The sequence below is a fragment of the Chryseobacterium sp. AG844 genome, assembly GCF_003182335.1.
In the GTDB taxonomy this organism is placed as follows: Bacteria; Bacteroidota; Bacteroidia; order Flavobacteriales; family Weeksellaceae; genus Chryseobacterium; species Chryseobacterium cupriresistens.
The window spans coordinates 1-22,737 of record NZ_QGTV01000030.1 but is presented as its reverse complement, the minus strand read 5'-3'; the positions used below and the strand labels follow the sequence as shown (position 1 = coordinate 22,737).

Sequence of the window (22,737 nt, the reverse complement as noted above, 5' to 3'; positions counted from 1 at the left end):
ACAACTATCTGAGCTATGAGCGAAAATAATATTCCTTTTCCCATCAATTACTCCTGTCATTTTTCAGAATTCAGGGAAGGAGAACAGTTTGCCCGGATTCACAGCCTCGGCCTGGTGCTTTCCGGGGAAATGGAACTTAATGACGGCATCACAAAAACGATATTTAAAGAAGGAGAACTCTATTCTGCCAGAAAAAACCATTTATTAAAATTTGCAAAATATCCACCCAAAAACGGGGAAATCAGAACTATATCCATCTATTTTGACGATGCCATGCTTCATGATTTCAGCCGAGAATATGGGTATCAGGCAGAAAAAAAGGACAATGTTCAGGCCTATATAAAACCAGAGCAAAAGGCATTACATTCTTTTATGTACTCATTATTACCGTATGAAGATCTTCCTGCTTCCGAAGAAATCCTGAGGCTTAAACAAAAAGAAGCTCTCCTCTTACTGTTGAATTACGATCCCGGCCTTAAGGATATTTTGTTTGATTTTTCCGAGCCCTATAAAATAGATATTGAAGCTTTTATGAATAAAAACTTTCACTTCAATGTTAATGTAGAACGTTTTGCTTATTTAACGGGGAGAAGTCTGTCTGCATTTAAAAGGGATTTTCAAAAGATATTCGGAATCCCTCCAAGACAATGGCTTCAGCTTCGAAGATTAAAGGAAGCTCATTTTCTGCTAAGCCAAAAAGGAAAGTCTGTTTCTGATATTTATCTGGATCTTGGATTTGAAAATTTATCTCATTTCTCATTTGCCTTTAAAAAACAATTCGGCTATCCGCCTAGTGCTTTACAGGCAAAATAACTTAGATCTCATCTAAAAAGAAATACCTGAAAGCAAGAATTACAAGAATAACGACTGCTATTGTAATGATTTTCACTTTCATATCGCTTTTAAGATTTTCCGGAGTGTACCGTAATGCTTTTTCATCAAGATAAAAATCTTTGTACACTTCCGGATTAATTTTCAGATCCGGGCGAAACATCTGTACACCTTTCAGAAAATGCCCGATAAGATCATATCGGTTTTTAAGTGGAATCACATCCAGGCCGACCAGTTTCTTTTGGGGTTGTCTGTTTTCATCTTTTTGATGAACATACAGGTTCTTTCTGAAACTTCCGTATTTTCCATTTGTAGCAGATTCTGAAAATATATCTTTTGTATAAGGATTATCACTTTTTACCAAATCATAATATTTGATTGCTGACAGTACTTTATTATGCTTGTTGAGAAACAGTATTCCCTGATGATTAATGAGCAGACCAATGATTTTTTCATCCTGGTTCCTCATCATTTCATACACGAGCCACCCGGATAGTGAACCTGCGATAAGAAACAGCAAAAAGAAAATCATATCAGAAGCTGTGTCTGTAGAAGGTTCTGATAGGGTATCGATAAAAAATCTCAGTAAAACAACAGCAATGGCAGCAAAAAGAATCACAATACTCCACCTTACTGTGGCGATGTATTGAGGATTATAGGTTTCCGATCTCATTTCAGGAAATGCTTCTTTCATGGTTTTAATGTATAGTATATTAGTTTGCTCAGCTTTTAACATCTATCTAAAATGATCGAATGTCAAAATTTGCCGAGCTGCAAAAATAGAATATAAAAATGAATAGAATATTATAGGATATCCATTATTTTAACCTTTAAAAATAACAGATCGTGCCATGAAAATCATAACACGATCTGAATTATATGATCTAATTATTTTAAATTTTTCTAAACAGCATATTCTACTGAAGCTTCTTTAGCAGCGGCAACCATTGCGATTAAAGCTTTTTCGGTTTCTTCCCAATGTCTTGTCTTCAGTCCGCAATCCGGATTTACCCAGAGCTGATTGGCAGGAATTACATTCTGAGCCTTTCTCAGCAGCTCAGTCATTTCTTCTTTCGATGGTACTCTTGGTGAGTGAATATCATATACTCCGGGACCAATTTCATTCGGATATTTGAAATCGGCGAAAGCATTCAGCAGCTCCATCTGAGACCGTGAACATTCTATGGTAATGACGTCTGCATCCATATCGGCAATGTTTTCAATAATATCATTGAACTCAGAATAACACATGTGAGTGTGAATTTGGGTAGCATCTTCCACTCCGCTTGCTGAAATTCTGAAAGCTTCTACGGCCCATTTCAAATAGTTCTGCCAATCTGTTTTTCTTAATGGAAGACCTTCTCTGATGGCAGGTTCATCAATCTGAATAATTCTGATCCCTGCTTTTTCCAGATCCACCACTTCATCACGAATTGCCAAGGCAATCTGCTTACAAGTTTCTGAACGAGACTGATCATCACGTACAAAAGACCACTGTAAAATGGTAACCGGACCTGTCAACATTCCTTTTACCCATTTTTTAGTCTGAGATTGGGCATATTGAGACCAGTACACCGTCATCGGAGTTGGGCGGGAAACATCACCGAAGATGACAGGAGGTTTCACACAACGGCTTCCGTAGCTTTGTACCCAACCGTTTTTAGTGAATACAAATCCTTCCAACTGTTCCCCGAAATATTCCACCATGTCGTTTCGCTCAAATTCTCCATGAACCAATACATCAATTCCGATGTCTTCCTGCCAGCGGATTGTTCTCTGCGTTTCCTGTTTCAATAAGGTATCATATTGTTCTGCAGTAAGCTCTCCTTTTTTAAATTTTGCTCTCCAGCTTCTTACTTCTGTGGTTTGCGGGAATGATCCGATTGTAGTGGTTGGAAATAAAGGTAGCTGCAATACTTCCTGCTGTTCTTCTTTACGGATTTTGAAAGTATTTATTCTCTGAGCATCTTTTTCAGTAACTGAATTTACTCTCTGTTTTACCTTATCATTATGGATAAGAGAAGAAGTTCTTCTGCTTTCAATTGCTTTTTTATTTTCTTCAAATGCTTCAAGAACCTGTTCATTTTCCGTTCCGGATGCCAGTTGTTTAAGCGTTACGACTTCCTTTACTTTTTGTTTTGCAAAAGCCAGCCATTTTTTAATTTCAGGATTAAGACTGGTTTCAAAATCAAGGTCACAAGGTGAATGAAGCAATGAGCATGATGGTGCAATGAAAATCCTTTCAGATCCTAATTTTTCAACCGCTTTTCTGATGAAAGACAAGGATTTTTCATAATCATTTTTCCAGATATTTCTACCGTCAACCAATCCTAATGAAAGGTTTAAACTGTCCGGAATAACATTCAGAATATCATCCAGCTGCTCAGGATTTCTAACCAGATCAACATGCAATGTATTGACAGGAAGTGAAACGGCAAGTGAAGTATTGTCTTTTAATCCGTCAAAATAGGAAGCCACAATAAATTTCAGTTTCGGGAAACGTTTTCTGATTTCGGCATACACATAACGATAAGTTTCTTTGGCTTTCTCTGTTAAATCCAATGCCATAAAAGGTTCATCAAACTGAATCCATTCCGCACCCTGATCCTGAAGTTTGGTTAAAATCTCGGTATAGACTGGAAGAAGATTTACTGCCAAATCCAGCTTATCAAATCCCTCTTCTTTTTCTTTTCCTAATAACAGATAAGAAACCAGTCCGATAATCACCGGTTTTGCATTGATTCCCGCTTGTTTTGCTCCTGCAAATTCATTGAAAATCTTATCTGAACTGAGCTTAAACTGTTGATTTTTATAAAATTCCGGAACGATGTAGTGATAGTTGGTATCGAACCACTTGGTCATTTCCATGGCAGTGATATCCAATCCGTCTTTCTGATATCCTCTTGCCATGGCAAAGTAAAGATCCAGCTCAGTATTGTTTTTTTTAAGCACCACTTCATGATACCTTGTTGGAATGGCACCTACGGCAAGACTCATATCCAATACCTGATCATAATATGAAAAATCATTACATGGGATAAGATCTATTCCTGCTTCTTTCTGGATATTCCAGTTTTGACTGCAGAGAGTTCTTCCGGTGTTAAGAAGTTCTTCCAAAAGGATTTTACCTGACCAGTACTGCTCGCAGGCTTTTTTGAGTTCTCTTTTGCTACCAATACGCGGATAGCCAAGAATGTGAGTTTGCATTTTTTTAAACTTTTTAATTAAACTTATTGGGAAGTCCTTTACAATGCTTCGTTATGTTTTGCGGAAAAAGTTTCAGGAAATAGTGACATAGCAGACAATGTATTTCCCTTCAGAAGAAAATACAAAATCTGATACACCATCTGTATGACCCAAAGCTTCAGCCCGCGAAAGCATTGTCAATTCAGTAAAGGCAGGTCTCCTGACTTGTAACAGTTTCCGTCATCCTTCCCGCTTTTGGCAGTGGATCTGCAAGGACAGAAACTTTTGGTGGGTTACTTACAGTTGCGCGACAGCTCGTGATTTGCACACGATTCCCTATTAATCTACCTTAAGTAAAACCTTTCCTGTTTGATGAAGTATCTGTAAAGAACTGTACTTTTACCTTTAACAAAGGTTATCAGTAAAAGTTTTTAATTTTGTGTAAAATTAGTAATACAGAATAAAACCACAATTGGAAACAAATAATTAAGCAAATTAAACTTCATAAAGTAAAAATAAAAGCATATAATTCTTTATATTTGACTGTTTTAATCATTTAAAAGAATAATATTCTGTGGAACAACTCGATGATAAGGATGTACAGCTGCTCAGGCTCCTCCAGAAAAACGCCAAACTCACCGTTAAAGAGCTCGCTAAAGAAGTGAACCTTTCTACTTCACCGGTTTTCGAAAGGGTAAAAAGGCTTGAACAGGAAGGTTTTGTTAAAAGATATGCGGCAGTTCTTGATGCTGAAAAACTGAACCGCGGATTTACGGTGTTCTGCCAGATCAAACTTAAAATTCACGACCGGTCTGTGGGGTATGATTTTGTAAAAGAAATTTTAGAAATTGAAGAAGTTGCCGAATGCTATAATATTTCCGGAGATTTTGATTTCCTTCTGAAAGTTCAGGTGCGGGATATGAAGCATTATCAGGATTTTGTATTTAACAAATTGGGATCCGTAGATTCTATCGGCAGCACGCACAGTACTTTTGTGATGGCTGAGGTAAAAAACAACCATGGACTGACGATATAGATTTCTTTTAAAGTTAACACCGTCTGAGGATAAAAAAATCCGTCAATAATGACGGATACTATAATTATTTTGTTTTTTAGTACTTAATTGGCAGCCGGATCCGTAAGTTCTGTTGTTAAACCTATTGATTTTAACAGGTTCTTACTGTCGAAAAGCAATGTTGTATAATGTTTCCCTTTTTTAAAAACCAGTTTTGACCCTCCAGGAAATTCACTGTCTGCTCCCGATTTTTGTATTTTGGCATTGTACTTACCGAACTTCGTTTTACTGTCCTGTAATGTACTTTTATTCAGAACAAGACCAAAAGGAAGTCCTTCCACAATGACAGGTTTATTGTCTGAAGTCACAAAAAACATTTCATTGATACTATTGTCTTTTCCCAGGCTGCAATAAAGCTCCAGTCCTGTTTTCATAGGCCATTTTGCATATTTTTCTTCGTTGGCATCTTCATAAAAAACAGTTTTTACGTTCAATGCTTTTGAAATTTTATCCGGAGTCTGCGGGAATATGAATTCTGAGTTTTTGTCCAGTAAAGAACCCAACGCGGCTGTTTTCTGTGAAAATGCAGTTGCACTTAATACCAGAAAAAAGATGGTGACAATGAAATGGAATGGTCTCGTCTGCATAAAAATATTTTAAATTGTAATGATTTGATGGCTAAAGATATTAAAATTTTAGTCAAAGCCCCATTTTAAGCAATTTTTTACATTGTATTTCTGTTTTTGGCTATTTTCTTTCCTGTAAATTGAACACGGTACCGGCAGGATCGGTAATCCAGTGCATATTTTCAGGAAGCTCTTCTATTTCGTCACAGGTTTCCACACCGTTTGACAGCAGATATTGTGTAGCAGCTTCTACATCGGGAACGGTAAGCTGCAGCCATGTTTCGGAATGGGTATAGTTGTCAACACAATCCAGCCATATGATATTATTCCCGAATTTCACCTCGTGGGTTCTGGAAACAGTGGGATTTTTTATCGGCTTTTCCTCAACCTTCAATTTTAAAATATCCCTGTAAAAAGCAACCGTTTTTTCGTATTTATTTTTGGGAATTTTTATAGCAATATTAATTCCGGCCTCAAATTTTGTATTCATAGTACAGATTTTGAACTTTATAAACAGATTTCAATTCTTTGATGGCATTCTATTATTTCAAAAAACCATTAAGATAATTCAGAATCATTGCCGTCTGCATCATCAGACTCACATGGGTTTGTCCGGGAGCGATAGCCAGCTGGGACTTTGGCAATTCGCCCATATCTGCAAAAACATCACCTCCCAATAATTTATAGGTTTTTGAAAGTTCTGTTTTATCCAATCCGTCATTATCACCAGCTATGATTAAGACAGGCACCGGAATTTTAGAGATATTATCATCACCCAGGTCAAAAGGCTGTCCGGCAGAAGCCATCATCTGCTCCAGAAATGGTTTCCATTTTGTTTTATCAGGTGCTACAGCATTATAGGCAGTATGCATAGGGCTGTTTGTGAAGAGTTCAGGTTTCATTCCTTCAAGAGCTTTATTTACTTCGGGCAGCCATCCGTTAGTTTTATAGGTTGATGAAATGATAACCAGTTTGTTCAGTCTTTCCGGACTTTGAATAGCCAGTTTATAGGCCACTTCACCTCCAAAGCTGTACCCTGCCACATCTGCCTTGTCTATTTTCAGATAGTCCATTACCTTTGTAACATCACTGGCTAAAGTAGCATGTGATAATTTCCTTTCTGAAAAAGGCGTGTGACCATGTCCCTGTAATTCAAGAGCTATTACTTTTCTGTTTTTGGACAATTCCGGGATCAATTCACCCCAGTTCAAATCAATCGTCATGAAAGCGCCATGTAACAGTACAAGAGGCTTTCCTTTGCCATAGACTTCATAATAAACTTTGATGCCATTAACAGGTGCATAACCACTTTCAGAAGGTTTTATTTTTTGTCCATATACCGGAGAGGAGGCAAGGATAATAATAAAGAACAATACTGCAGAGAATTTGAATAGACTTTTCATAATATTATCAGATTTGGTGGATTAATTTTAAGTCAAAGTTACCAACCCGATCGGAAAACGGACTTGTCACAGGGCAAGATTTTATAGAAATGAGAGGAATAGTTTAAGGATTGGTTTAAACTTATTCCCAAAAAACATTTTACTTCATTACATAAAATAAACTTTAATCATTCTACAATTAAGCAACTAAAAAATAAAAATTTTACAATAATTCTATCATGGTTGATAAAATTTTATTAATTTCGAATTGAACTAAACGTACAATTTATTATGAAAAATTTAAAGAAAATCGAAAGAAAAGAATTGAAAACAATTAAGGGAGGAATTGACTGCAGAGGTGGTCAACTTTGTTTAATCGGTGGTAAGTGGCAATGTATGCCTTACGACGGATGCGGTGGCGGAAACCAGCCTTAATTTCAGTGTAATTCAATTACTTGACTATGAAAAATGTAAAAAAAATTTCAAGAGACCAGTTGAGGAATATTAATGGCGGAGCGACAAGCTGCTCTGAAGCCTGCTGCCCACCTCCGGGAATCAAAAGATGTCCATGGGTGATCTGTGTAGCGCCATGTGATATTTTAAGTTAAAAGACTGTATTCTCAAAATAAGCCCTGCAATTCATATGAGTTGCAGGGTTTTATTTTATAGTATAAAGTAAAAACTCTCATTATTATGTTTCTTTATTATTAAATATAAAACTTAGTTTCCAGCTATTTAAATCTAAAAAATTAAATTTATTGGATAAACGTTTAACCTAAATTTAATCTCTACATTCAATAAGTTAACAATTTATTCATATTGAAAAAAGACAACAATAAAGTAAAACGCTGATAATGAAGATGTTGGTTATTTTTAAAAAAAGTGCGAAATTACATATTTTTCGGAAACCACCAAAAAAAACAGCTATTGTTTTTTTACTATTTTCTGAAATATTTTTGTGCATTAAAAAAATAAAATGAAAAGGTCTTCCATAAAAGATATTGCTAAACTGGCAGGAGTTTCCGTAGCCACCGTATCTTATGTTCTTAACAGAAAGGAAGGACAGCGTATCAGTGAGGAGACCCGGAAAAAAATTTTTGAAATTGCTGAAACGATTAACTATACTCCGAATAAGATTGCAAAAAGTTTGAAAACCAATAAAACAAAGCTTCTTGGATTAATCGTGGCGGATATCTCCAATGACTTCTATTCCCATATGGCAAGAAATCTTGAAGATAAAGCTTTAAAGTTGGGTTATACCCTGATCATCGGCAGTTCTGATGAGAATGCAGAAAAATTTAAAAAACTTACCGAACTCTTTTCACAGCAGCAGGTAGACGGAATGATCGTTGCCCCCGTAGCAGGGTCAGAAAAGACACTAGAAAACCTTATTCATATTAAATATCCTGTTGTAACGATCGACAGATATCTTAAAGGTGTTTCTGTTCCCGGAATTACCATTGATAACCAGGAGATCGCAGAAAGTACAGCCAGCCTGCTTCTTAATAAGAACTTTGACAAAATGATCTACGTTGGCTATGAAACTGATCTTCCACACCTTCTGGACCGCCAGCATGGCTTTGAGAAAGCGGTAAGCTCTTCCAGCAAAACAGTTGAAATTCAATATCTTCTGGTAGGATTGGAAAATATTGTACAGGAGGTACATTCTAAGCTTGAAAGTACGTTGGGGAAAACTCCAGAAAATACTGCGTTATATTTTTCCAGTAATAAACTTGCGGTAGCAGGGCTTTCCTATCTCGTTAAAAACAATATAAAAGTTCCGGAACAGGTCTCAGTATTGGCATTTGATGAAACGGATGCCTATGACCTCTTCCCTACGGAGATTACCTACATCCAGCAGCCCATTGAAGAAATGGCTGAAGAGGCTATCAAGCTTCTGGACTGGCAAATCACTGATTATACTGCAACCGGAAAAAGAATAACATTATCCGCAAAGCTGGTTGCTAAAGCCTCTTTAAAATAATTAATCTGATATAAAACATTTTTTTTAAACAATAACTTAAACGTTTAACCTAATATGATAACAAATAAATTCAACGATGTCGTTTGCTTTGGAGAAGTTCTGTGGGACATCTTTCCTACAGGGTCCAGAGCTGGTGGTGCACCATTTAATGTTGCTTATAATCTTTTCAAAATGGGAATCGATACCAAGATGCTAAGCCGTATAGGAAATGATGAATTAGGACACCGTCTTCTTAATCAGATTCAGGATTGGGGAATAACCACAGATTTTATACAGGTAGACCAGGAAAAAGCCACAGGAACGGTCATTGCTGATTTTGATGAGCATGGAGAGGCTGCATATGATATTGTACAGGATGTTGCCTGGGACTATATCCAACCTCTGCCGGAACATAAAGAACTGATTCAAAATTCAGAAGCATTTGTTTTTGGAAGTCTGATCACCAGAAGTGAAGCTTCCCAAAATACACTATTGCAACTTTTGGAATATTCAAAGTTCAGGGTTTTTGATGTTAATTTCCGCCCTCCTTTTATCGATTTTGAATTCATTAAAAAATTATTGCACAAATCTGACCTTGTTAAAATGAATAAGGCAGAGCTCAGAACAATTCTTGAATATCTCGGTGAAGACTATATTGATGAAGATACCAGCATTAAACATCTTAAGGCTTACTTTAATTTAAATGAAATTGTTCTGACCAAGGGAAGTAAAGGCGCCAGATATTTTGTGGGGGATACTGCCTATAATTTTCCGGCAGTTCATATTGAAATTGCAGATACTGTGGGCAGTGGGGATTCTTTTCTGGCCGGCTTCCTGTCTAAAAGAATTCAGGGAAAATCGCCGGAAGAGATCATGAAACAGGCAACTTCACTGGGAGCCTTTATCACTTCGAAATCAGGAGCATGTCCGGATTATACCTATGAAGAATTCAAGGCATTCAGAGAAAAAAACAGCTGTAAAACCTCTTAAAAACATACGATATGAATACTCCAAAATTTACAGATAAGAAATACTATATCATCCTGTCCTTTGTTACCTCCTTATTCTTTTTCTGGGCTATTGCTCTTACCATGGGTGATGTTCTGAATAAGCATTTCCAGAACGTTCTTCACATTTCGAAGTCCAAATCAGGGCTGGTACAGCTTTCCATTTTTGGGGCATATGCATTGATGGGCGTTCCGGCAGGTCTGTTTATGAAAAGATTTGGTTATAAATTAGGAGTCATCCTGGGTCTTTCATTGTTTGCACTGGGAGCCTTTCTGTTTATTCCGGCCGCCGACACTTCCTCATTTAACTTTTTCAGACTAGCTCTTTTTGTTCTTGCGATGGGAATGGCAACCCTTGAAACGGTAGCCCATCCTTTTGTAGCCGCTTTGGGGGATGAAAGGACGAGTGATCAGAGGGTTAATTTTGCCCAGTCTTTTAATGGTCTGGGAGCTATTATCGGTCCTCTTTTAGGCGGATATTTTATTTTCGGAACTCCTGATTCAGGATCAGGATCCCTGGATTCAGTAAAAAATCTTTATACCTGGATTGGGATTGTCATTCTCGCGATTACCATTATTTTCAGCTTTATCAGAGTTCCTGATCTGAAAGACCCTCATGCAGAAGATATCATCATTTCAGACAATGAAAAAGGAGAAGATGTTTCCGTATCAGATCCGCATGCACCACTTTACAAACAGAGACATTTTATATTTGCAGTTATTGCCCAGTTTTTTAATATTGCCGCACAGGGCGGAACCTGGGCTTATTTTATCAATTACGGGGTAGAAAAAATGCACCTTCCGGAAATTCAGGCTTCCTATTACTTTTCTTTAAGTATGGCCATGATGATGATCGGAAGATTTATCGGAACTTTCCTGATGAGATTTATTGCTCCCAACAAACTGCTGGCTATTTTTACCGCATGTAATATTGTTCTGTGCCTGATTATTTCCCAAAGTTTCGGATGGATATCATTTGTCAGCCTTATTTTGCTCAATCTTTTCCTCAGTGTGATGTATCCTACCATATTCAGTCTTGGGCTTAAAAGATTAGGATCTAAAGTTCAGCAGGCTTCCTCATTCCTGGTTATGGCCATGTTTGGAGGAGCTGTTTTTCCACCGATCATGGGAAGAATTGCTGAAAAAGATATTGCTCATGCGTATCTGCTTCCTATTCTGTGCTATGTTGTTATTTTATTATTTGCATTAAAGTACTACAAGCCTAAAACACTTAAATAATCCCTATGAAAACAAAGCTTTTATTAGCCTGGCTCATGTTACTTACGTGTGCTGGCAGGGAAATTAATGCCCAGATCACGATAACCAATAAGAAATTTTCCTTCGGAACAACGGGAAGAATCGGAGCCGGTTATTCTCCGAATGCCGATGGAAAAACAGGAAGACAGCTGAATCTGAACAATCAGGGATCTTTAGGAGGCAGAATGGATCAGGGAGATTATGTAGATTTCTTACCATCCTTCCATTTTAGCCCGGTGGTGAACGGTGACAGTACAAAAAGTACAAAGATCGATATGCAGGCAAGACTGAGCTTTTATTCAGGAGGGACTTTTCTGGGAAATGTAGACTCAAAATCCAATCAGGGAATGATTGTTGCCTTGCCGGAAGCCTTTGTTGAAGCAAGAAACATTATGGGAAGTGACTGGGATGTCTGGGCGGGATCAAGATGGCTGAGATATGATGACATTCATATTGCAGATTACTTTTATTTTGATGACCATTCGGCAACCGGTTGGGGACTAAAACATAAAAACACAAGGTTTTCAATGTTTTTCCCGGCAGCTATTGATACCACAGCCAGCAATTCCACTCCATATTCATACACCAATGTGATCAGCGGATCAAAAAACCTGATCTACAGACAGAGAGAAGTTTTTGTCCTTGAGCAGACCCTTCCCTTTAAAAATACAAAGCACAAGCTGAAATTACTGGCAGAATTTCATCATGTAGAAAAATCAGGGGAAAATTCTGTAGAGCAATATCCATCTGATCAGGGCTGGGTTTTTGGAGCTAAATTAAATACAGATATTGCAACGACAATTCCGGGTTCATTCAATCAGCTTTCTGTAAGATACGGGACAGGAATTGCCAATGGAGGTGATAATGGTAATACACAGACCTGGCGAACCTACGGAGCTCCTGATGAAGTCACAAAAACATATAAAGGAGCTTACTCTTTTACGGTTGTTGAACATTTCCTCTGGAATATCTCAAACCGCTGGTCGCTTAATCCCTATGCCGTTTTCACCAAAAGTAAGGGAGGATCAAGCAGTACTGACAAAGCGATGGACTATTATAACCGTGAAATTTTCAACAAAAAAACAGAATTTAATACGGGAATCAGAGCCACTTATTATTACAACAACTGGTTTCATATTCTCTCTGAATTTCACTATGCAACACGAAAAAACGGAATCCAGGATGCAGCATCAATGATGAAGCTGGTTTTGGCTCCTACCATCGTACCTACCGCTGAAAGAAGCGTCTGGGCAAGACCCCACATCCGTTTTATTGCAGAAGTATCAAGGTACAATGATGAGGCTATGAACAGTCTTTACTCACCGTTTTTACAGCAGTCAGGAGCCAAAAGATACGGGACTTATTTCGGAATACGAACAGAATGGTGGATTTTTTAAATTAAATAAAAAAATATGATGAATATAAAGTTAGGGGCTTCCCTACTCTCCTGGATCACACCGCTATGGAATGCGGAATCTGGAAAATATGCGATAGAAAAAACGGCTCAGGCTGGCTTTGATCTGATCGAAATTCTGCTGCCCGGATCAATGGATTTTGATGCCAAAACCGTAAAAAAGCAGCTGAAAGACAACCATCTGGAAGCAGTATGCTCACTGAACCTTCCCAAAGATGCTCACATTGCGTTTTATCCCCAAGCAGCGGAAAAGCTTATCAAAAAAGCCATCGATAAAGTATATGAACTGGAAACCCATCTTCTGGCTGGTGTCCTGCATGGCGGAATCGGTGTTTTTACAGGAAAGCCACTTACAGAAAACGAAAAAGAAATCATTGCTGATGTGTGGTGCCATGTGGCGGATTACGCCCAAACCAAAAGTATCGATATTGCCATAGAGCCTATTAACCGCTATGAATCCTATGTCTGCAATACGGCAGAAAATGTCCTGGAACTTATAAAGAAAACAGGCAAAAATAATCTTTTCCTTCACCTTGATACCTTTCATATGAATATTGAGGAAAATAATTTCTATGATCCGATTATCAATTCCAGAAAAATGCTGAAGCATATTCATGTTACAGAATCCCACCGGGGTATGCCGGGAGAAGGAACTGTCAACTGGGAAGAGTTTTTCTCAGCATTGAAAAATATCAATTTTGAAGGGAATCTCGTTCTTGAAAATTTCTCTTCTTCAATTCCCGGAATGCAGGAACAGGTTTCCTTGTGGCAGAAATCACCTCATGATGCCCAGGAGCTGGCTGAAGGCAGTCTTGATTTTTTAAGGAAGCATCTCTGCAGTTGATAAAATTATGTGTTATATTATTTTGAAACTTATGGAAAGTGGAAATTGTCCGCTTTTCACCGATTGATTCTGCCCGTTCATCGAAATTCCAAGCCGTTTTGTTGCGTTATTGCAGACCTTTACATCAGAAAAAAGCAATAATGCCCAACTAAAATCTTATTATTATGAAAACAAAAATCGGAATTACAGAAAAAAACACAGAAGCTGTTGCAGAACAATTAGCAAAACTATTAGCAGATGAAACACTGCTTTACATCAAAACAAGAAATGCCCACTGGAACGTAACCGGAGATAATTTCCACGCCAATCACATTTTCTTTGAAGAACAGTACAAACAACTGGATGAACTGATTGACAGCGTTGCAGAAAGAATGCGTAAAATCGGACATTATGCACCGGCGACTATGAAAATCTATCTGGAACTGACTCATTTAACGGAATACAGTGAAAGAACAAACGATGGCCTCGGATACATGAAAGATTTATTAAGTGACCATGAAAGCATCATTGAATTTCTCCGTGGAAACATCACTCCATTTGCAGAAAAGTACAAAGATTATGGCACCAGTGATTTCATTACAGGCCTGATGGAAGCTCATGAAGAAATGGCCTGGATGATCCGTTCCTATTTCAGATAACACAAAATAAAAAAGTTATAATTATCTTTGTGTGAATCATAAACAACTATACCTATGAAAGCCTTAATCGTGGATGATAATGATATTGCAAGAACAACATTAGCACACCTCGCCAAACAGGTTCCGGATCTTTCCATTGTCAGCGAGTTTTCCAATGCCATAGAAGCTTATCATTATCTTCAGTCCAATTCAGTCGATCTGATATTTCTCGATATAGAAATGCCGGAAATGACAGGAATTGAACTCACGAAAACCCTTTCCGGTAAAGAGACCATCATCATTTTCACGACCTCAAAGAAGGAATATGCACTGGAAGCCTTTGAGCTTAATATTGCAGATTACCTTCTGAAGCCCATTATGCCGGTAAGATTTCTGCAGGCTGTAAGCAAGGCACAGACGATTCTTGAAAGCAGAAAAGAAAATGTGGAAATCACAAGGGATGAGTTTCTTTTTGTAAGGGATTCCAATATTACAAGGCGCTTAAAACTGGATGATATTTTCTACGCAGAAGCCATGGGTGATTATGTAAAGTTTTACACCAAAGAAAAGATGTTTGCCATTCACGGTAAAATGAAAACTGCCGAAGAACGTCTTCCCAAGGATCATTTTATAAGAGTTCACCGTTCCTATATTGTTTCTGTAGGCAAAATTGACACCCTTCAGGACGGCGGTATTATGATCAACGGCAAATTCATTCCCGTAGCGGATGCGTACCGTAAGGCACTCAATACCAGAATGAATGTCTTTTAGCATGACAGATATATGGCATGTTTGTCCATCTTTTGATCTCTATTTTTGAATGGGCCCGGAGTAATCCCGGCTCTTCACCGGAATTTTTATCTTAAATCAGACCGTTATTTATGAAAAATATATCTTCAGTAATGGATAACAAACGATTCAGCTATTTTATTATCCTGACATTTATTGCAGGCTCACTCCTATTGATAGCTGTTCAGCTCAATTCTGCAGGGAATACCAAGGCGCTGATTCAGAATAACAATACCTTGCTGAGCGAATTGCGTTCAAGCAATCATTTACGGGAGATTGACCGTGATATTCTGGGAGTGGAAAGCAGAATCAGGGCGTCTATTGCAACGAATGACACCACGCATCTTGAAGGCATTGACCAAAAAATCAGTCAGATTGAAAATTTCCTGGATTCTCTTTCCAAAGACAATGTAAATGCTGAGGAAGAAAAGCTGATTCACAGATTAAGCGTTCTTGCCATGGAAAAGAAAACAACCAAAGATAAACTCCTGCACCGTTATCTTTCTGTTGGAAACATGGACGATAATACCTCGATTGCCAATCCGCGTGCACGAAAAATTTCTAATGAAATCACCAGCATCACGGCTAAAATATATGAAAGCAGAAAGCTGAATATGGTTGAACTCAGCCAGAAAAGTGAGGAAATGGGGCAGAAAGCAAGATTTTATGACATTTCAATATTGGTCTTACTGATTTTGGGAGGTTCTGTCGTTGGATATCACATTCTTCGTCAGTTCAAACGCCAGAGGTTACTTATAAACGAACTTGATATTGCCGAGAAAAAAGCGTTGGTAGCAGCACAGACCAAAGAAAATTTCCTTGCCAATATGAGCCACGAAATCAGAACTCCTTTAAGCGGAATTCTCGGTTTCACCAATTTGCTGCAAAAACGCCCACTGGATGAAACTTCAGCAGAATTTGTTTCTTCAATACAACGTTCCGGGGAAAACCTGATGGCGATCATTAATGACATACTGGATTTATCCAAAATAGAAGCCGGGATGATGCGCATTACCCCGGGAATTTTCAGCATCAACGGACTGGTTAATTCCGTAGAAACTTTTTTTACAGAACGGGCGAGAGAAAAAGGACTTACCATATCCAGTACGATTGATCCTTCCATTCCTGACACATTGGTGGGAGATGCCACAAGACTGACGCAGATTTTAGTAAACCTCATCGGAAATGCCATAAAATTTACCCATCAGGGAAATATTGCTGTTGAAATCTACAGTAAACAGAAGAAAGAGAAGGAAGCCGTTCTGGGATTTAAAATTTCAGATACAGGAATTGGAATTGACAAAGAAAAGCTCACTGAAATCTTCGAAAGATTCAACCAGGGAGAAGATTCAACTACGAGAAATTACGGTGGAACAGGATTAGGTTTATCCATAGTGAAAAGCCTGATTGTACTGCAGAACGGAAACATCGAAGTAAGCAGTGAACAGGGCAAAGGAACTACATTTCATTTCTATATTCCTTACGGAATTGCTGAGGAACAGCTTACTGTCATTCCAGCTGTTGATCCCCACTATTTTAAAGATAAATCCAATACGCCCCTGAAAGTACTGGTGGTTGATGATAATGTGATCAATCAAAGCCTGATGAAACATTTGCTCTCCCAGTGGAATATTGATTTTCATATTGCATCGAATGGTCTTGAAGGAGTAAGTTATCTCAAAAGCAATGCATGCGACCTTGTTTTAATGGATATACAGATGCCGCAGATGGATGGATATGCTGCCACCCAAAAAATACGGGAAGAACTCAGACTGGATATTCCGATCATCGCAATGACCGCCCATGCGCTGGCAGGGGAAAGAGAAAGATGCCTGAGCCGTGGGATGAACGAATATATTCCTAAGCCTGTCAATGAAGAAGAGCTGTTTATGCTGATTTCTAAACTCGGTTTTAAAGAAAATAATAAAAACGAAAAGAAAACCGAAAATCCGTCATCTGACTATCAGTATATTGATCTCTCCTATATGCAGGCGGTAAGCGGTGGCGACAAAAGCTTCGAACAAATGGTCACTCAACAGTTTATTGAGAATATTCCCAATCATCTACAGAAACTGACAACGGCTTACGAAAACAAAGATTTTCAGGAGGTGAAACTGTGGGCTCATGATCTGAAATCCAGCATTGCCATCATGGGATTACATCCTCTGTTAAAGGAAAAACTTGATATTCTTGAAACAGCATCAGCAGAAAGCTCTGATCTGCAAAAAATACTAACAGAAGTACAGAAAGTTCTGACAGAAGCAGTTTCCGAAGCTGAAGCATTTTCAAAAACAATTTAAAAATAAGAAAAAATGAATTTATTTTCACCCATACACATTGGCAGTCTTACCTTAAAGAACAGGATTGTACTATCTCCTATGCAGCAATACAGCGCTAAAAACGGAGTTCCCGGCAACTGGCATCTCGTTCACCTTGGAAGCAGGGCTGTTGGCGGTGCAGGATTGATTCTTACCGAATGTACAGCTGTTTCAGAAGAAGGTCTGGCTACATTATCCGATGTAGGGATCTGGAACGATGAACAGAAAAATGCCTGGAAAAACATCGTAAATTTTGTGCATGAACAGGACTCCAAAATAGGGGTTCAACTCTGGCATGCAGGAGGAAAAGGAAGCCTGAAACATCCCAATGAAAGAATGAAACCCCTCACTCCGGAAGAAGGAGGCTGGACCGTAAAATCCTCCTCAGCTCATGAGTTCAACGGAGTTTTTGCAGAAGAACTCACCATTGATGAGATCCAGGAACTGAAGACTAAATTCGTTAAAGCAGCCCTTCGTGCCCTTGAAGCAGGCTTTGATACCATTGAACTGCATGCAGGCCATGGTTATTTATTCCATCAGTTTTATTCCGCAGTGATCAACAAAAGACAGGATGAATATGGCGGAAGTTTTGAGAACAGAATCCGTTTTCTTGTAGAAACCGTTCAGGAAATCAGGAAAGTTATTCCTGCTGAAATGCCTCTGTTCGTAAGAATTTCTGCAGTTGATTATATAGAATCGGATGAAGCCTGGACTCTGGAAGACAGTATCAGACTTTCGGAAATCCTAAAAGAAAACGGTGTAGATTTCATTACGGCATCCGGCGGCGGATTTACCAATGTAAGCAAGGATAAGGTATTTCCGGGATATCAGGTTCCTTTTGCAAAAGCGATTAAAGAACAGACCGGGATTTTAACAGGAGCTGTGGGAATGATTACAGAAGCGGAACAGGCCAATGATATCATTGCCAATGGAGATGCAGATCTGGTGATTATCGCCCGGGAACATCTTAGAGATCCTTATTTTGCCATGCATTCAGCCAGAGCATTAGGTGTTGAAACAGAAATTCCGTGGCAGTATAAAAGAGCGTATTAAATTAACCCATAAAAAATCAGTTATGGAAAATCAGGGTGCCTCCGTAGTGATTACCCATCATATTCTGGATGGAAAACAATCACAGTATGAAAAATGGCTGGACGAAATTGTGCCTGTCACCAAACATTCTGAAGGCTTTATTGATCTGCAGATTATTCGTCCTATTCCCGATCTGACTTTTGTATACACTGTCATTATCCGTTTTGATACGATTAATCATCTTAAAAGCTGGATGGAGTCGGATAACCGGAAAAAGCTTATTGAGAAAGCGAATCCACTGTTCAGGAAAAACGACCATTACCAGATCAGATCCGGGCTTGATTTTCTTTTTACTACAGAAAATGAAGGGAATAAAGTTCCGGTACGCTGGAAACAGTTTCTGGCAACCTGGTCTGCCATTTATCCGCTGTCTGTTCTTATTCCTGCTTTGATCATTCCTTTTTTACGGTTTTTACATATTCCGCCCAATCATTATTCTGATGGATTCATCAATTCCGGAATCATCGTTTTTCTGATGGTGTTTGCCGTGATGCCCAATTATACCAGGCTGATCAAAAAATGGCTGTATCAATAACCCTATTTAAAAATTATCATTTATCAATCACTGTAACCCACAGTGATTTTTTTGTTTTCATAGTGTTCACCCTGTTACCATTTGAACACCACCAGCTTATTCAACGACAGTTTTCGCCTATTGACCGAACAGCATTAAAAATGAGAACGGCCGATTTGTAGCTTTACATCATCAATAACATAACAATCAAAATCAACAACTATGGAAATCTTACAAACTCCCGAAAACGCACTATCTCATTCAAGCGTAAGTGCCATCATCCATGCACCCATTAAAAAAGTGAATATCGCAGACTGGCTGCTTAATCTGCCGGACGCCGAATACCAACGCTGCTCTACCCAGCATATCGGAGCTGCTATTTCAGTTACTTTTGATGGCCAACCAGTGTCTTTAAATGTAGAAACGATTGGAGATGCACTGATGGTACAGCATTATGTTGCAGATATTCACCGTCCTGATTACTGCCGCATGCTTTCCATCTCGGATTCAATTACCCAAAACGGGCGCACAAAAGTTCAGGTCTTATGGGAACTGAAAGTGACAAAGATTGATGAAAACACCTGTCTTTATACCAATGAAATTCATGCGACAGCCACCCCCGAAATGTTTGAATATATGAAAGAACACGGGATCAACCTTGCAGATGCTGCTGCATCAAGACAGGCCGCTTCTGATGCCCACAATCATGAGGAAACACCAAACTTTGCAAAAAGCATTGAAAATAAAGCACTGACAGGGCAATACAACCAGCCTTTTTAAGAAAGTAGCAAGCCCTTCATATTCTCAACGACTCATTTTGCCTTTTCACCGAATGACATCAAGAAAAAGTAAAATTCAGAAGTAGCTTTACAATAGCAAAAACAAAGAGCATTAATCACAAAAAAATAATACCATGAATCCATCATCGTTAAGTTTCAGATACGAATTAGAAAAAAAAGAACCGCGTACCAATGACGGCGGTACAACAAGAGGTGCTTCCGTAAAAGAATTCCCTGCTTCTGTAGGTATTGCCGGAGTTTCTATGAGATTACAGCCCGGAAGCATGAGAGAACTTCACTGGCATGCCAATGCCGCAGAATGGGCGTATGTAATTTCAGGAACGGTACGTACAACGATTATCCATCCGGACGGACAGAGTTATACCGATAATTTTGAACCCGGTGACGTATGGTATTTCCCGAAAGGCTACGGACATTCCATCCAGGCTACCGGAACAGAGGAATGTCATTTCATTCTGATTTTTGACAACGGTAATTTTTCGGAAGACCATACCTTCAGCATTACAGATTTTGTGTCAAGTATGCCCCCTGAAATCGTTGCACAGAATTTAGGACTAAGCCTTGAAGAAGTAGCAGAACTTCCACAGAAAGAGGTTTACTTCGCAGCAGGAGTTGTTCCGGATGAACTGTCCATTAATGCCACAGCCCTTCCCGAGGAATCAGACATTGAACTGACAAGCCTTCACCGCTATCCTCTGCATTCCCAGCAGCCAAGAATCATTCCCGGCGGAGGGCTGCAGAGACTGGTTACGAGTAAGGAATTTCCGATCAGCACCACAATGGCCGGTTCTGTACTGGAGCTGCAGCCCGGAGCTTTAAGAGAAATGCATTGGCATCCTAATGCCGATGAGTGGCAGTATTTTATATCCGGACAGGCAGAAATGTCGGTATTCCTGGCGGAAGGAGTATCTGTCACAGAACAGTTCAATGCCGGTGATGTAGGCTATGTACCTATGGGAGCCGGGCATTATATCAAAAATACCGGAGATACCGTCTGTAAAGTATTGATCGGATTTAATAGCGGCACCTATGAATCCATTGATATCAGCGAATGGCTGGCAGGAAACCCGAAAGATGTGGTCATCACCAATTTCGGACTGAAGGAAGGAGAAATAGAAAAATTCCCGGAAAAGAAAGTATTCATCAAACCTAGAAAATAGCGCCTGTGCTTCCGGAAACAAAAATCCTGCTTCCTGACAAGACCGTCAGAACACAGGAGAAACTGGCAGTATTCCTTGCTTTTATCGCAGGATATACAGATGCTACAGGACTGATACGGTGGAAAACCTACGTTTCTTTTATGAGCGGCAATACGACCCAGTTAGGTGCAGCAGTTTTCAGTGAAAAATATGGTGTTATCATCAGTTCTGTCATTGTAATCATCTTTTTTCTGGCGGGGATTTATACAGGAACGTGTCTATCATTATCAAAGAAGTTCAGAAGCACAAAGATGATCTTCTACACTGTCTCCGGCATCATGATCCTTTACAGTATGACTGATTATTATGAGCATATTGCTAATGAAATGTCTATAGCTGTTATCGGTTTCTCAATGGGTCTGATGAACACCATTGTCACTTCGGTGGGTAACCAAAAGATCAATACTGATTTTGTGACAGGAACTTTAAACAGCCTGGCAAGAACAGCAGCTCTGTTTGTCATGAGTAATCAGGCAGACGAGCGGAAGGAATACAAAGTGAATATTTTTCATTTGTTATTCTTATGGATGGGTTTTCTCTCGGGTGCTTCAGCAGCTCCATTCCTGCTCTCTTATTCAGGAAACTGGACGTTGATGTTTCCGGCAGCCTTACTGCTCATCTGTGCATTTACAATACCAATTCCAACATTTAAAAACTAATCCTATGCTAGAAAAAAATACGGTTGCCCCTGATTTTACATTATTTGCAACCCCGGATCAGAAGATTACCTTATCCGAATTCAGAGGACGAAATGTCATTCTTGCATTTTACCCGGCAGACTGGAGCCCGGTGTGCAGTGACCAGATGGCATTATACAACGAAATGCTGAAGTATTTCAAAAAATATGATGCGGAGATTTTCGGAATTTCCGTAGACAGCAAATGGTGCCACCTGGCATTTTCACAATCCAGAAACCTGCACTTTCCACTGCTTGCAGACTTTGAAGCCAAAGGAGAAACAGCCAGGAAATATGGTGTTTACAATGACGAAGAAGGAGAATGCAACAGAGCCCTTTTTGTCATCAATAAAGACGGCCTCATCGAATGGAGCTATCTCTCTCCCACCGCAATCAATCCTGGTGCAGACGGAATTTTAGAAGCATTAGAAAACCTTAACACGAAATAATTATGTCACTTAAACCATCAGTCAGCAATGCTGACCACACTCAGGGCAGCTCAGATGCCAGCTTAGTCATTGTAGAATACGGGGATTATCAATGTCCTTACTGCGGAGCAGCCTATCCGGTTCTTAAAGAGTTAATGAAAGAATTCGGAGATCAGATCAGATTTGTATTCAGAAATTTTCCTCTGTCAGAAATGCATCAGTATGCAAGAACGGCAGCACTGGCGGCAGAAGCGGCAGCTTTGCAGGGAAAATTCTGGGAAATGCATGATGCCATTTATGAAAACCAGGAATATCTGAATGCTGATCTTCCGTTAAAGCTTGCAGAAAAACTGGGATTAAATATCCCTCAGTTCAAAGTTGATATTCATAAGAAGGAATTGGCAGAAAAGGTAGACTCGGACTTTGAAAGCGGCATCATCAGCGGAGTCAACGGAACGCCTTCATTTTTCATTAATGGAAATAAATTCAATGGCGGTGCAGAAGACCTTTTCCAGTTGGTACGTGAAAATACTGCCTATTAATCAGAAAAATATTTAAACAAAATCAATTTATAACATTAAAAATAAACAACAATGAGCACATTAACATTAAAAGACGGAACAGAAATTTTTTACAAAGATCAGGGGCAAGGCCCGGTATTAATGTTTCACCACGGATGGCCTTTATCATCAGACGATTGGGATGCACAGGTGATTTTCTTTTTACAGAAAGGCTACAGAGTGGTTACCCACGACAGAAGAGGCCACGGGCGTTCCAGC

General features: G+C 39.1%; 25 protein-coding genes and 1 riboswitch. Of the genes, 20 read left to right on the top strand and 5 right to left on the bottom strand.

Annotation, left to right across the window (positions count from 1 at the left end; translation table 11 throughout):
- Positions 1-15 precede the first annotated feature (15 nt).
- Entirely contained in the window at positions 16-813 is a 798-nt protein-coding gene (locus DEU40_RS20775) for a helix-turn-helix domain-containing protein (protein WP_110011621.1), read from the top strand.
- A 1-nt stretch (position 814) separates the two neighbouring features.
- On the opposite strand, the gene DEU40_RS20770 is transcribed toward DEU40_RS20775, so the two are convergent.
- Both DEU40_RS20770 and metE read right to left on the bottom strand, forming a co-directional pair.
- On the bottom strand, positions 815-1,525 hold the full coding sequence (locus tag DEU40_RS20770; protein WP_146207892.1) for a hypothetical protein: 711 nt from the start codon (positions 1,523-1,525) through the stop codon (positions 815-817).
- 209 nt (positions 1,526-1,734) lie between these two features.
- On the bottom strand, positions 1,735-4,038 hold the full coding sequence (metE, locus tag DEU40_RS20765) for a 5-methyltetrahydropteroyltriglutamate--homocysteine S-methyltransferase (protein WP_110011619.1): 2,304 nt from the start codon (positions 4,036-4,038) through the stop codon (positions 1,735-1,737).
- Positions 4,039-4,209: 171 nt separating this feature from the next.
- A riboswitch (cobalamin riboswitch) is annotated at positions 4,210-4,396 on the bottom strand.
- A 195-nt stretch (positions 4,397-4,591) separates the two neighbouring features.
- Here metE and DEU40_RS20760 point away from each other — a divergent pair.
- Positions 4,592-5,053 carry an Lrp/AsnC family transcriptional regulator gene (locus tag DEU40_RS20760; RefSeq protein WP_047422640.1) on the top strand — a complete coding sequence of 154 codons (462 nt, stop codon included), beginning with the start codon at positions 4,592-4,594 and terminating at the stop codon, positions 5,051-5,053.
- An 83-nt stretch (positions 5,054-5,136) separates the two neighbouring features.
- On the opposite strand, the gene DEU40_RS20755 is transcribed toward DEU40_RS20760, so the two are convergent.
- From DEU40_RS20755 to DEU40_RS20745, 3 genes are all read right to left on the bottom strand, one after another.
- Positions 5,137-5,679 carry a hypothetical protein gene (locus DEU40_RS20755; RefSeq protein ID WP_110011618.1) on the bottom strand — a complete coding sequence of 181 codons (543 nt, stop codon included), beginning with the start codon at positions 5,677-5,679 and terminating at the stop codon, positions 5,137-5,139.
- Between the two features lie 100 nt (positions 5,680-5,779).
- Positions 5,780-6,148: a VOC family protein gene (locus DEU40_RS20750; protein WP_110011617.1), complete on the bottom strand. Its 369-nt coding sequence runs from the start codon at positions 6,146-6,148 to the stop codon at positions 5,780-5,782.
- Between the two features lie 52 nt (positions 6,149-6,200).
- Positions 6,201-7,061: an alpha/beta fold hydrolase gene (locus DEU40_RS20745; protein ID WP_110011616.1), complete on the bottom strand. Its 861-nt coding sequence runs from the start codon at positions 7,059-7,061 to the stop codon at positions 6,201-6,203.
- Between the two features lie 270 nt (positions 7,062-7,331).
- Between DEU40_RS20745 and DEU40_RS22545 the strand changes: the two genes are divergently transcribed.
- The 18 genes from DEU40_RS22545 to DEU40_RS20665 all read left to right on the top strand — a co-directional run.
- A complete protein-coding gene (locus tag DEU40_RS22545) occupies positions 7,332-7,475 on the top strand; it encodes a bacteriocin-like protein (protein ID WP_171006235.1) in 144 nt (47 codons plus the stop codon).
- Between the two features lie 26 nt (positions 7,476-7,501).
- The gene (locus tag DEU40_RS22540; protein ID WP_171006234.1) at positions 7,502-7,648 is read left to right on the top strand and encodes a bacteriocin-like protein; all 147 of its coding nucleotides are present in this window, start codon (positions 7,502-7,504) and stop codon (positions 7,646-7,648) included.
- 368 nt (positions 7,649-8,016) lie between these two features.
- Positions 8,017-9,024, top strand: a complete 1,008-nt coding sequence (locus DEU40_RS20740; protein ID WP_110011615.1) for a LacI family DNA-binding transcriptional regulator — start codon at positions 8,017-8,019, stop codon at positions 9,022-9,024.
- A 54-nt stretch (positions 9,025-9,078) separates the two neighbouring features.
- On the top strand, positions 9,079-9,993 hold the full coding sequence (locus DEU40_RS20735) for a carbohydrate kinase family protein (RefSeq protein ID WP_110011614.1): 915 nt from the start codon (positions 9,079-9,081) through the stop codon (positions 9,991-9,993).
- 11 nt (positions 9,994-10,004) lie between these two features.
- Positions 10,005-11,249, top strand: coding sequence for a sugar MFS transporter (locus DEU40_RS20730; RefSeq protein ID WP_110011613.1), 1,245 nt, complete (start codon positions 10,005-10,007; stop codon positions 11,247-11,249).
- A gap of 5 nt (positions 11,250-11,254) precedes the next feature.
- Positions 11,255-12,664 (top strand): carbohydrate porin, encoded by a 1,410-nt coding sequence (locus DEU40_RS20725; RefSeq protein WP_110011612.1) that lies wholly within the window; start codon positions 11,255-11,257, stop codon positions 12,662-12,664.
- A 15-nt stretch (positions 12,665-12,679) separates the two neighbouring features.
- Complete coding sequence (locus tag DEU40_RS20720; RefSeq protein ID WP_228406589.1) at positions 12,680-13,525, top strand: sugar phosphate isomerase/epimerase family protein; 846 nt, start codon at positions 12,680-12,682, stop codon at positions 13,523-13,525.
- A 164-nt stretch (positions 13,526-13,689) separates the two neighbouring features.
- Positions 13,690-14,163, top strand: coding sequence for a Dps family protein (locus DEU40_RS20715; RefSeq protein ID WP_110011611.1), 474 nt, complete (start codon positions 13,690-13,692; stop codon positions 14,161-14,163).
- A 54-nt stretch (positions 14,164-14,217) separates the two neighbouring features.
- Positions 14,218-14,913, top strand: a complete 696-nt coding sequence (locus tag DEU40_RS20710; RefSeq protein ID WP_002978774.1) for a LytR/AlgR family response regulator transcription factor — start codon at positions 14,218-14,220, stop codon at positions 14,911-14,913.
- Between the two features lie 110 nt (positions 14,914-15,023).
- Positions 15,024-17,231 carry a hybrid sensor histidine kinase/response regulator gene (locus DEU40_RS20705; protein ID WP_110011610.1) on the top strand — a complete coding sequence of 736 codons (2,208 nt, stop codon included), beginning with the start codon at positions 15,024-15,026 and terminating at the stop codon, positions 17,229-17,231.
- A 12-nt stretch (positions 17,232-17,243) separates the two neighbouring features.
- Complete coding sequence (locus tag DEU40_RS20700; RefSeq protein WP_110011609.1) at positions 17,244-18,302, top strand: NADH:flavin oxidoreductase/NADH oxidase; 1,059 nt, start codon at positions 17,244-17,246, stop codon at positions 18,300-18,302.
- A gap of 22 nt (positions 18,303-18,324) precedes the next feature.
- Positions 18,325-18,876 carry an antibiotic biosynthesis monooxygenase gene (locus tag DEU40_RS20695; protein ID WP_228406588.1) on the top strand — a complete coding sequence of 184 codons (552 nt, stop codon included), beginning with the start codon at positions 18,325-18,327 and terminating at the stop codon, positions 18,874-18,876.
- Positions 18,877-19,077: 201 nt separating this feature from the next.
- Positions 19,078-19,635, top strand: a complete 558-nt coding sequence (locus DEU40_RS20690) for a hypothetical protein (protein WP_110011607.1) — start codon at positions 19,078-19,080, stop codon at positions 19,633-19,635.
- A 133-nt stretch (positions 19,636-19,768) separates the two neighbouring features.
- Entirely contained in the window at positions 19,769-20,815 is a 1,047-nt protein-coding gene (locus DEU40_RS20685; RefSeq protein WP_110011606.1) for a cupin domain-containing protein, read from the top strand.
- Between the two features lie 5 nt (positions 20,816-20,820).
- Positions 20,821-21,513, top strand: coding sequence for a YoaK family protein (locus tag DEU40_RS20680; RefSeq protein ID WP_181398012.1), 693 nt, complete (start codon positions 20,821-20,823; stop codon positions 21,511-21,513).
- Between the two features lie 4 nt (positions 21,514-21,517).
- Positions 21,518-21,979: a redoxin domain-containing protein gene (locus DEU40_RS20675; protein ID WP_110011604.1), complete on the top strand. Its 462-nt coding sequence runs from the start codon at positions 21,518-21,520 to the stop codon at positions 21,977-21,979.
- Between the two features lie 2 nt (positions 21,980-21,981).
- Positions 21,982-22,500: a DsbA family protein gene (locus DEU40_RS20670; protein WP_110011603.1), complete on the top strand. Its 519-nt coding sequence runs from the start codon at positions 21,982-21,984 to the stop codon at positions 22,498-22,500.
- A gap of 51 nt (positions 22,501-22,551) precedes the next feature.
- The coding region (locus DEU40_RS20665) for an alpha/beta fold hydrolase (protein ID WP_146207891.1) at positions 22,552-22,737 on the top strand (186 nt) is incomplete at its 3' end.

Excerpts from the sequence above, each read along its gene's own strand:
- DEU40_RS20775 (WP_110011621.1), top strand. The coding sequence starts at position 16 with ATGAGCGAAAATAATATTCCTTTTCCCATCAATTACTCCTGTCATTTT.
- DEU40_RS20770 (WP_146207892.1), bottom strand. The coding sequence starts at position 1,525 with ATGAAAGAAGCATTTCCTGAAATGAGATCGGAAACCTATAATCCTCAA.
- metE (WP_110011619.1), bottom strand. The coding sequence starts at position 4,038 with ATGCAAACTCACATTCTTGGCTATCCGCGTATTGGTAGCAAAAGAGAA.
- DEU40_RS20755 (WP_110011618.1), bottom strand. The coding sequence starts at position 5,679 with ATGCAGACGAGACCATTCCATTTCATTGTCACCATCTTTTTTCTGGTA.
- DEU40_RS20750 (WP_110011617.1), bottom strand. The coding sequence starts at position 6,148 with ATGAATACAAAATTTGAGGCCGGAATTAATATTGCTATAAAAATTCCC.
- DEU40_RS20745 (WP_110011616.1), bottom strand. The coding sequence starts at position 7,061 with ATGAAAAGTCTATTCAAATTCTCTGCAGTATTGTTCTTTATTATTATC.
- DEU40_RS22545 (WP_171006235.1), top strand. The coding sequence starts at position 7,332 with ATGAAAAATTTAAAGAAAATCGAAAGAAAAGAATTGAAAACAATTAAG.
- DEU40_RS22540 (WP_171006234.1), top strand. The coding sequence starts at position 7,502 with ATGAAAAATGTAAAAAAAATTTCAAGAGACCAGTTGAGGAATATTAAT.
- DEU40_RS20740 (WP_110011615.1), top strand. The coding sequence starts at position 8,017 with ATGAAAAGGTCTTCCATAAAAGATATTGCTAAACTGGCAGGAGTTTCC.
- DEU40_RS20735 (WP_110011614.1), top strand. The coding sequence starts at position 9,079 with ATGATAACAAATAAATTCAACGATGTCGTTTGCTTTGGAGAAGTTCTG.
- DEU40_RS20730 (WP_110011613.1), top strand. The coding sequence starts at position 10,005 with ATGAATACTCCAAAATTTACAGATAAGAAATACTATATCATCCTGTCC.
- DEU40_RS20725 (WP_110011612.1), top strand. The coding sequence starts at position 11,255 with ATGAAAACAAAGCTTTTATTAGCCTGGCTCATGTTACTTACGTGTGCT.
- DEU40_RS20720 (WP_228406589.1), top strand. The coding sequence starts at position 12,680 with ATGATGAATATAAAGTTAGGGGCTTCCCTACTCTCCTGGATCACACCG.
- DEU40_RS20715 (WP_110011611.1), top strand. The coding sequence starts at position 13,690 with ATGAAAACAAAAATCGGAATTACAGAAAAAAACACAGAAGCTGTTGCA.
- DEU40_RS20710 (WP_002978774.1), top strand. The coding sequence starts at position 14,218 with ATGAAAGCCTTAATCGTGGATGATAATGATATTGCAAGAACAACATTA.
- DEU40_RS20705 (WP_110011610.1), top strand. The coding sequence starts at position 15,024 with ATGAAAAATATATCTTCAGTAATGGATAACAAACGATTCAGCTATTTT.
- DEU40_RS20700 (WP_110011609.1), top strand. The coding sequence starts at position 17,244 with ATGAATTTATTTTCACCCATACACATTGGCAGTCTTACCTTAAAGAAC.
- DEU40_RS20695 (WP_228406588.1), top strand. The coding sequence starts at position 18,325 with ATGGAAAATCAGGGTGCCTCCGTAGTGATTACCCATCATATTCTGGAT.
- DEU40_RS20690 (WP_110011607.1), top strand. The coding sequence starts at position 19,078 with ATGGAAATCTTACAAACTCCCGAAAACGCACTATCTCATTCAAGCGTA.
- DEU40_RS20685 (WP_110011606.1), top strand. The coding sequence starts at position 19,769 with ATGAATCCATCATCGTTAAGTTTCAGATACGAATTAGAAAAAAAAGAA.
- DEU40_RS20675 (WP_110011604.1), top strand. The coding sequence starts at position 21,518 with ATGCTAGAAAAAAATACGGTTGCCCCTGATTTTACATTATTTGCAACC.
- DEU40_RS20670 (WP_110011603.1), top strand. The coding sequence starts at position 21,982 with ATGTCACTTAAACCATCAGTCAGCAATGCTGACCACACTCAGGGCAGC.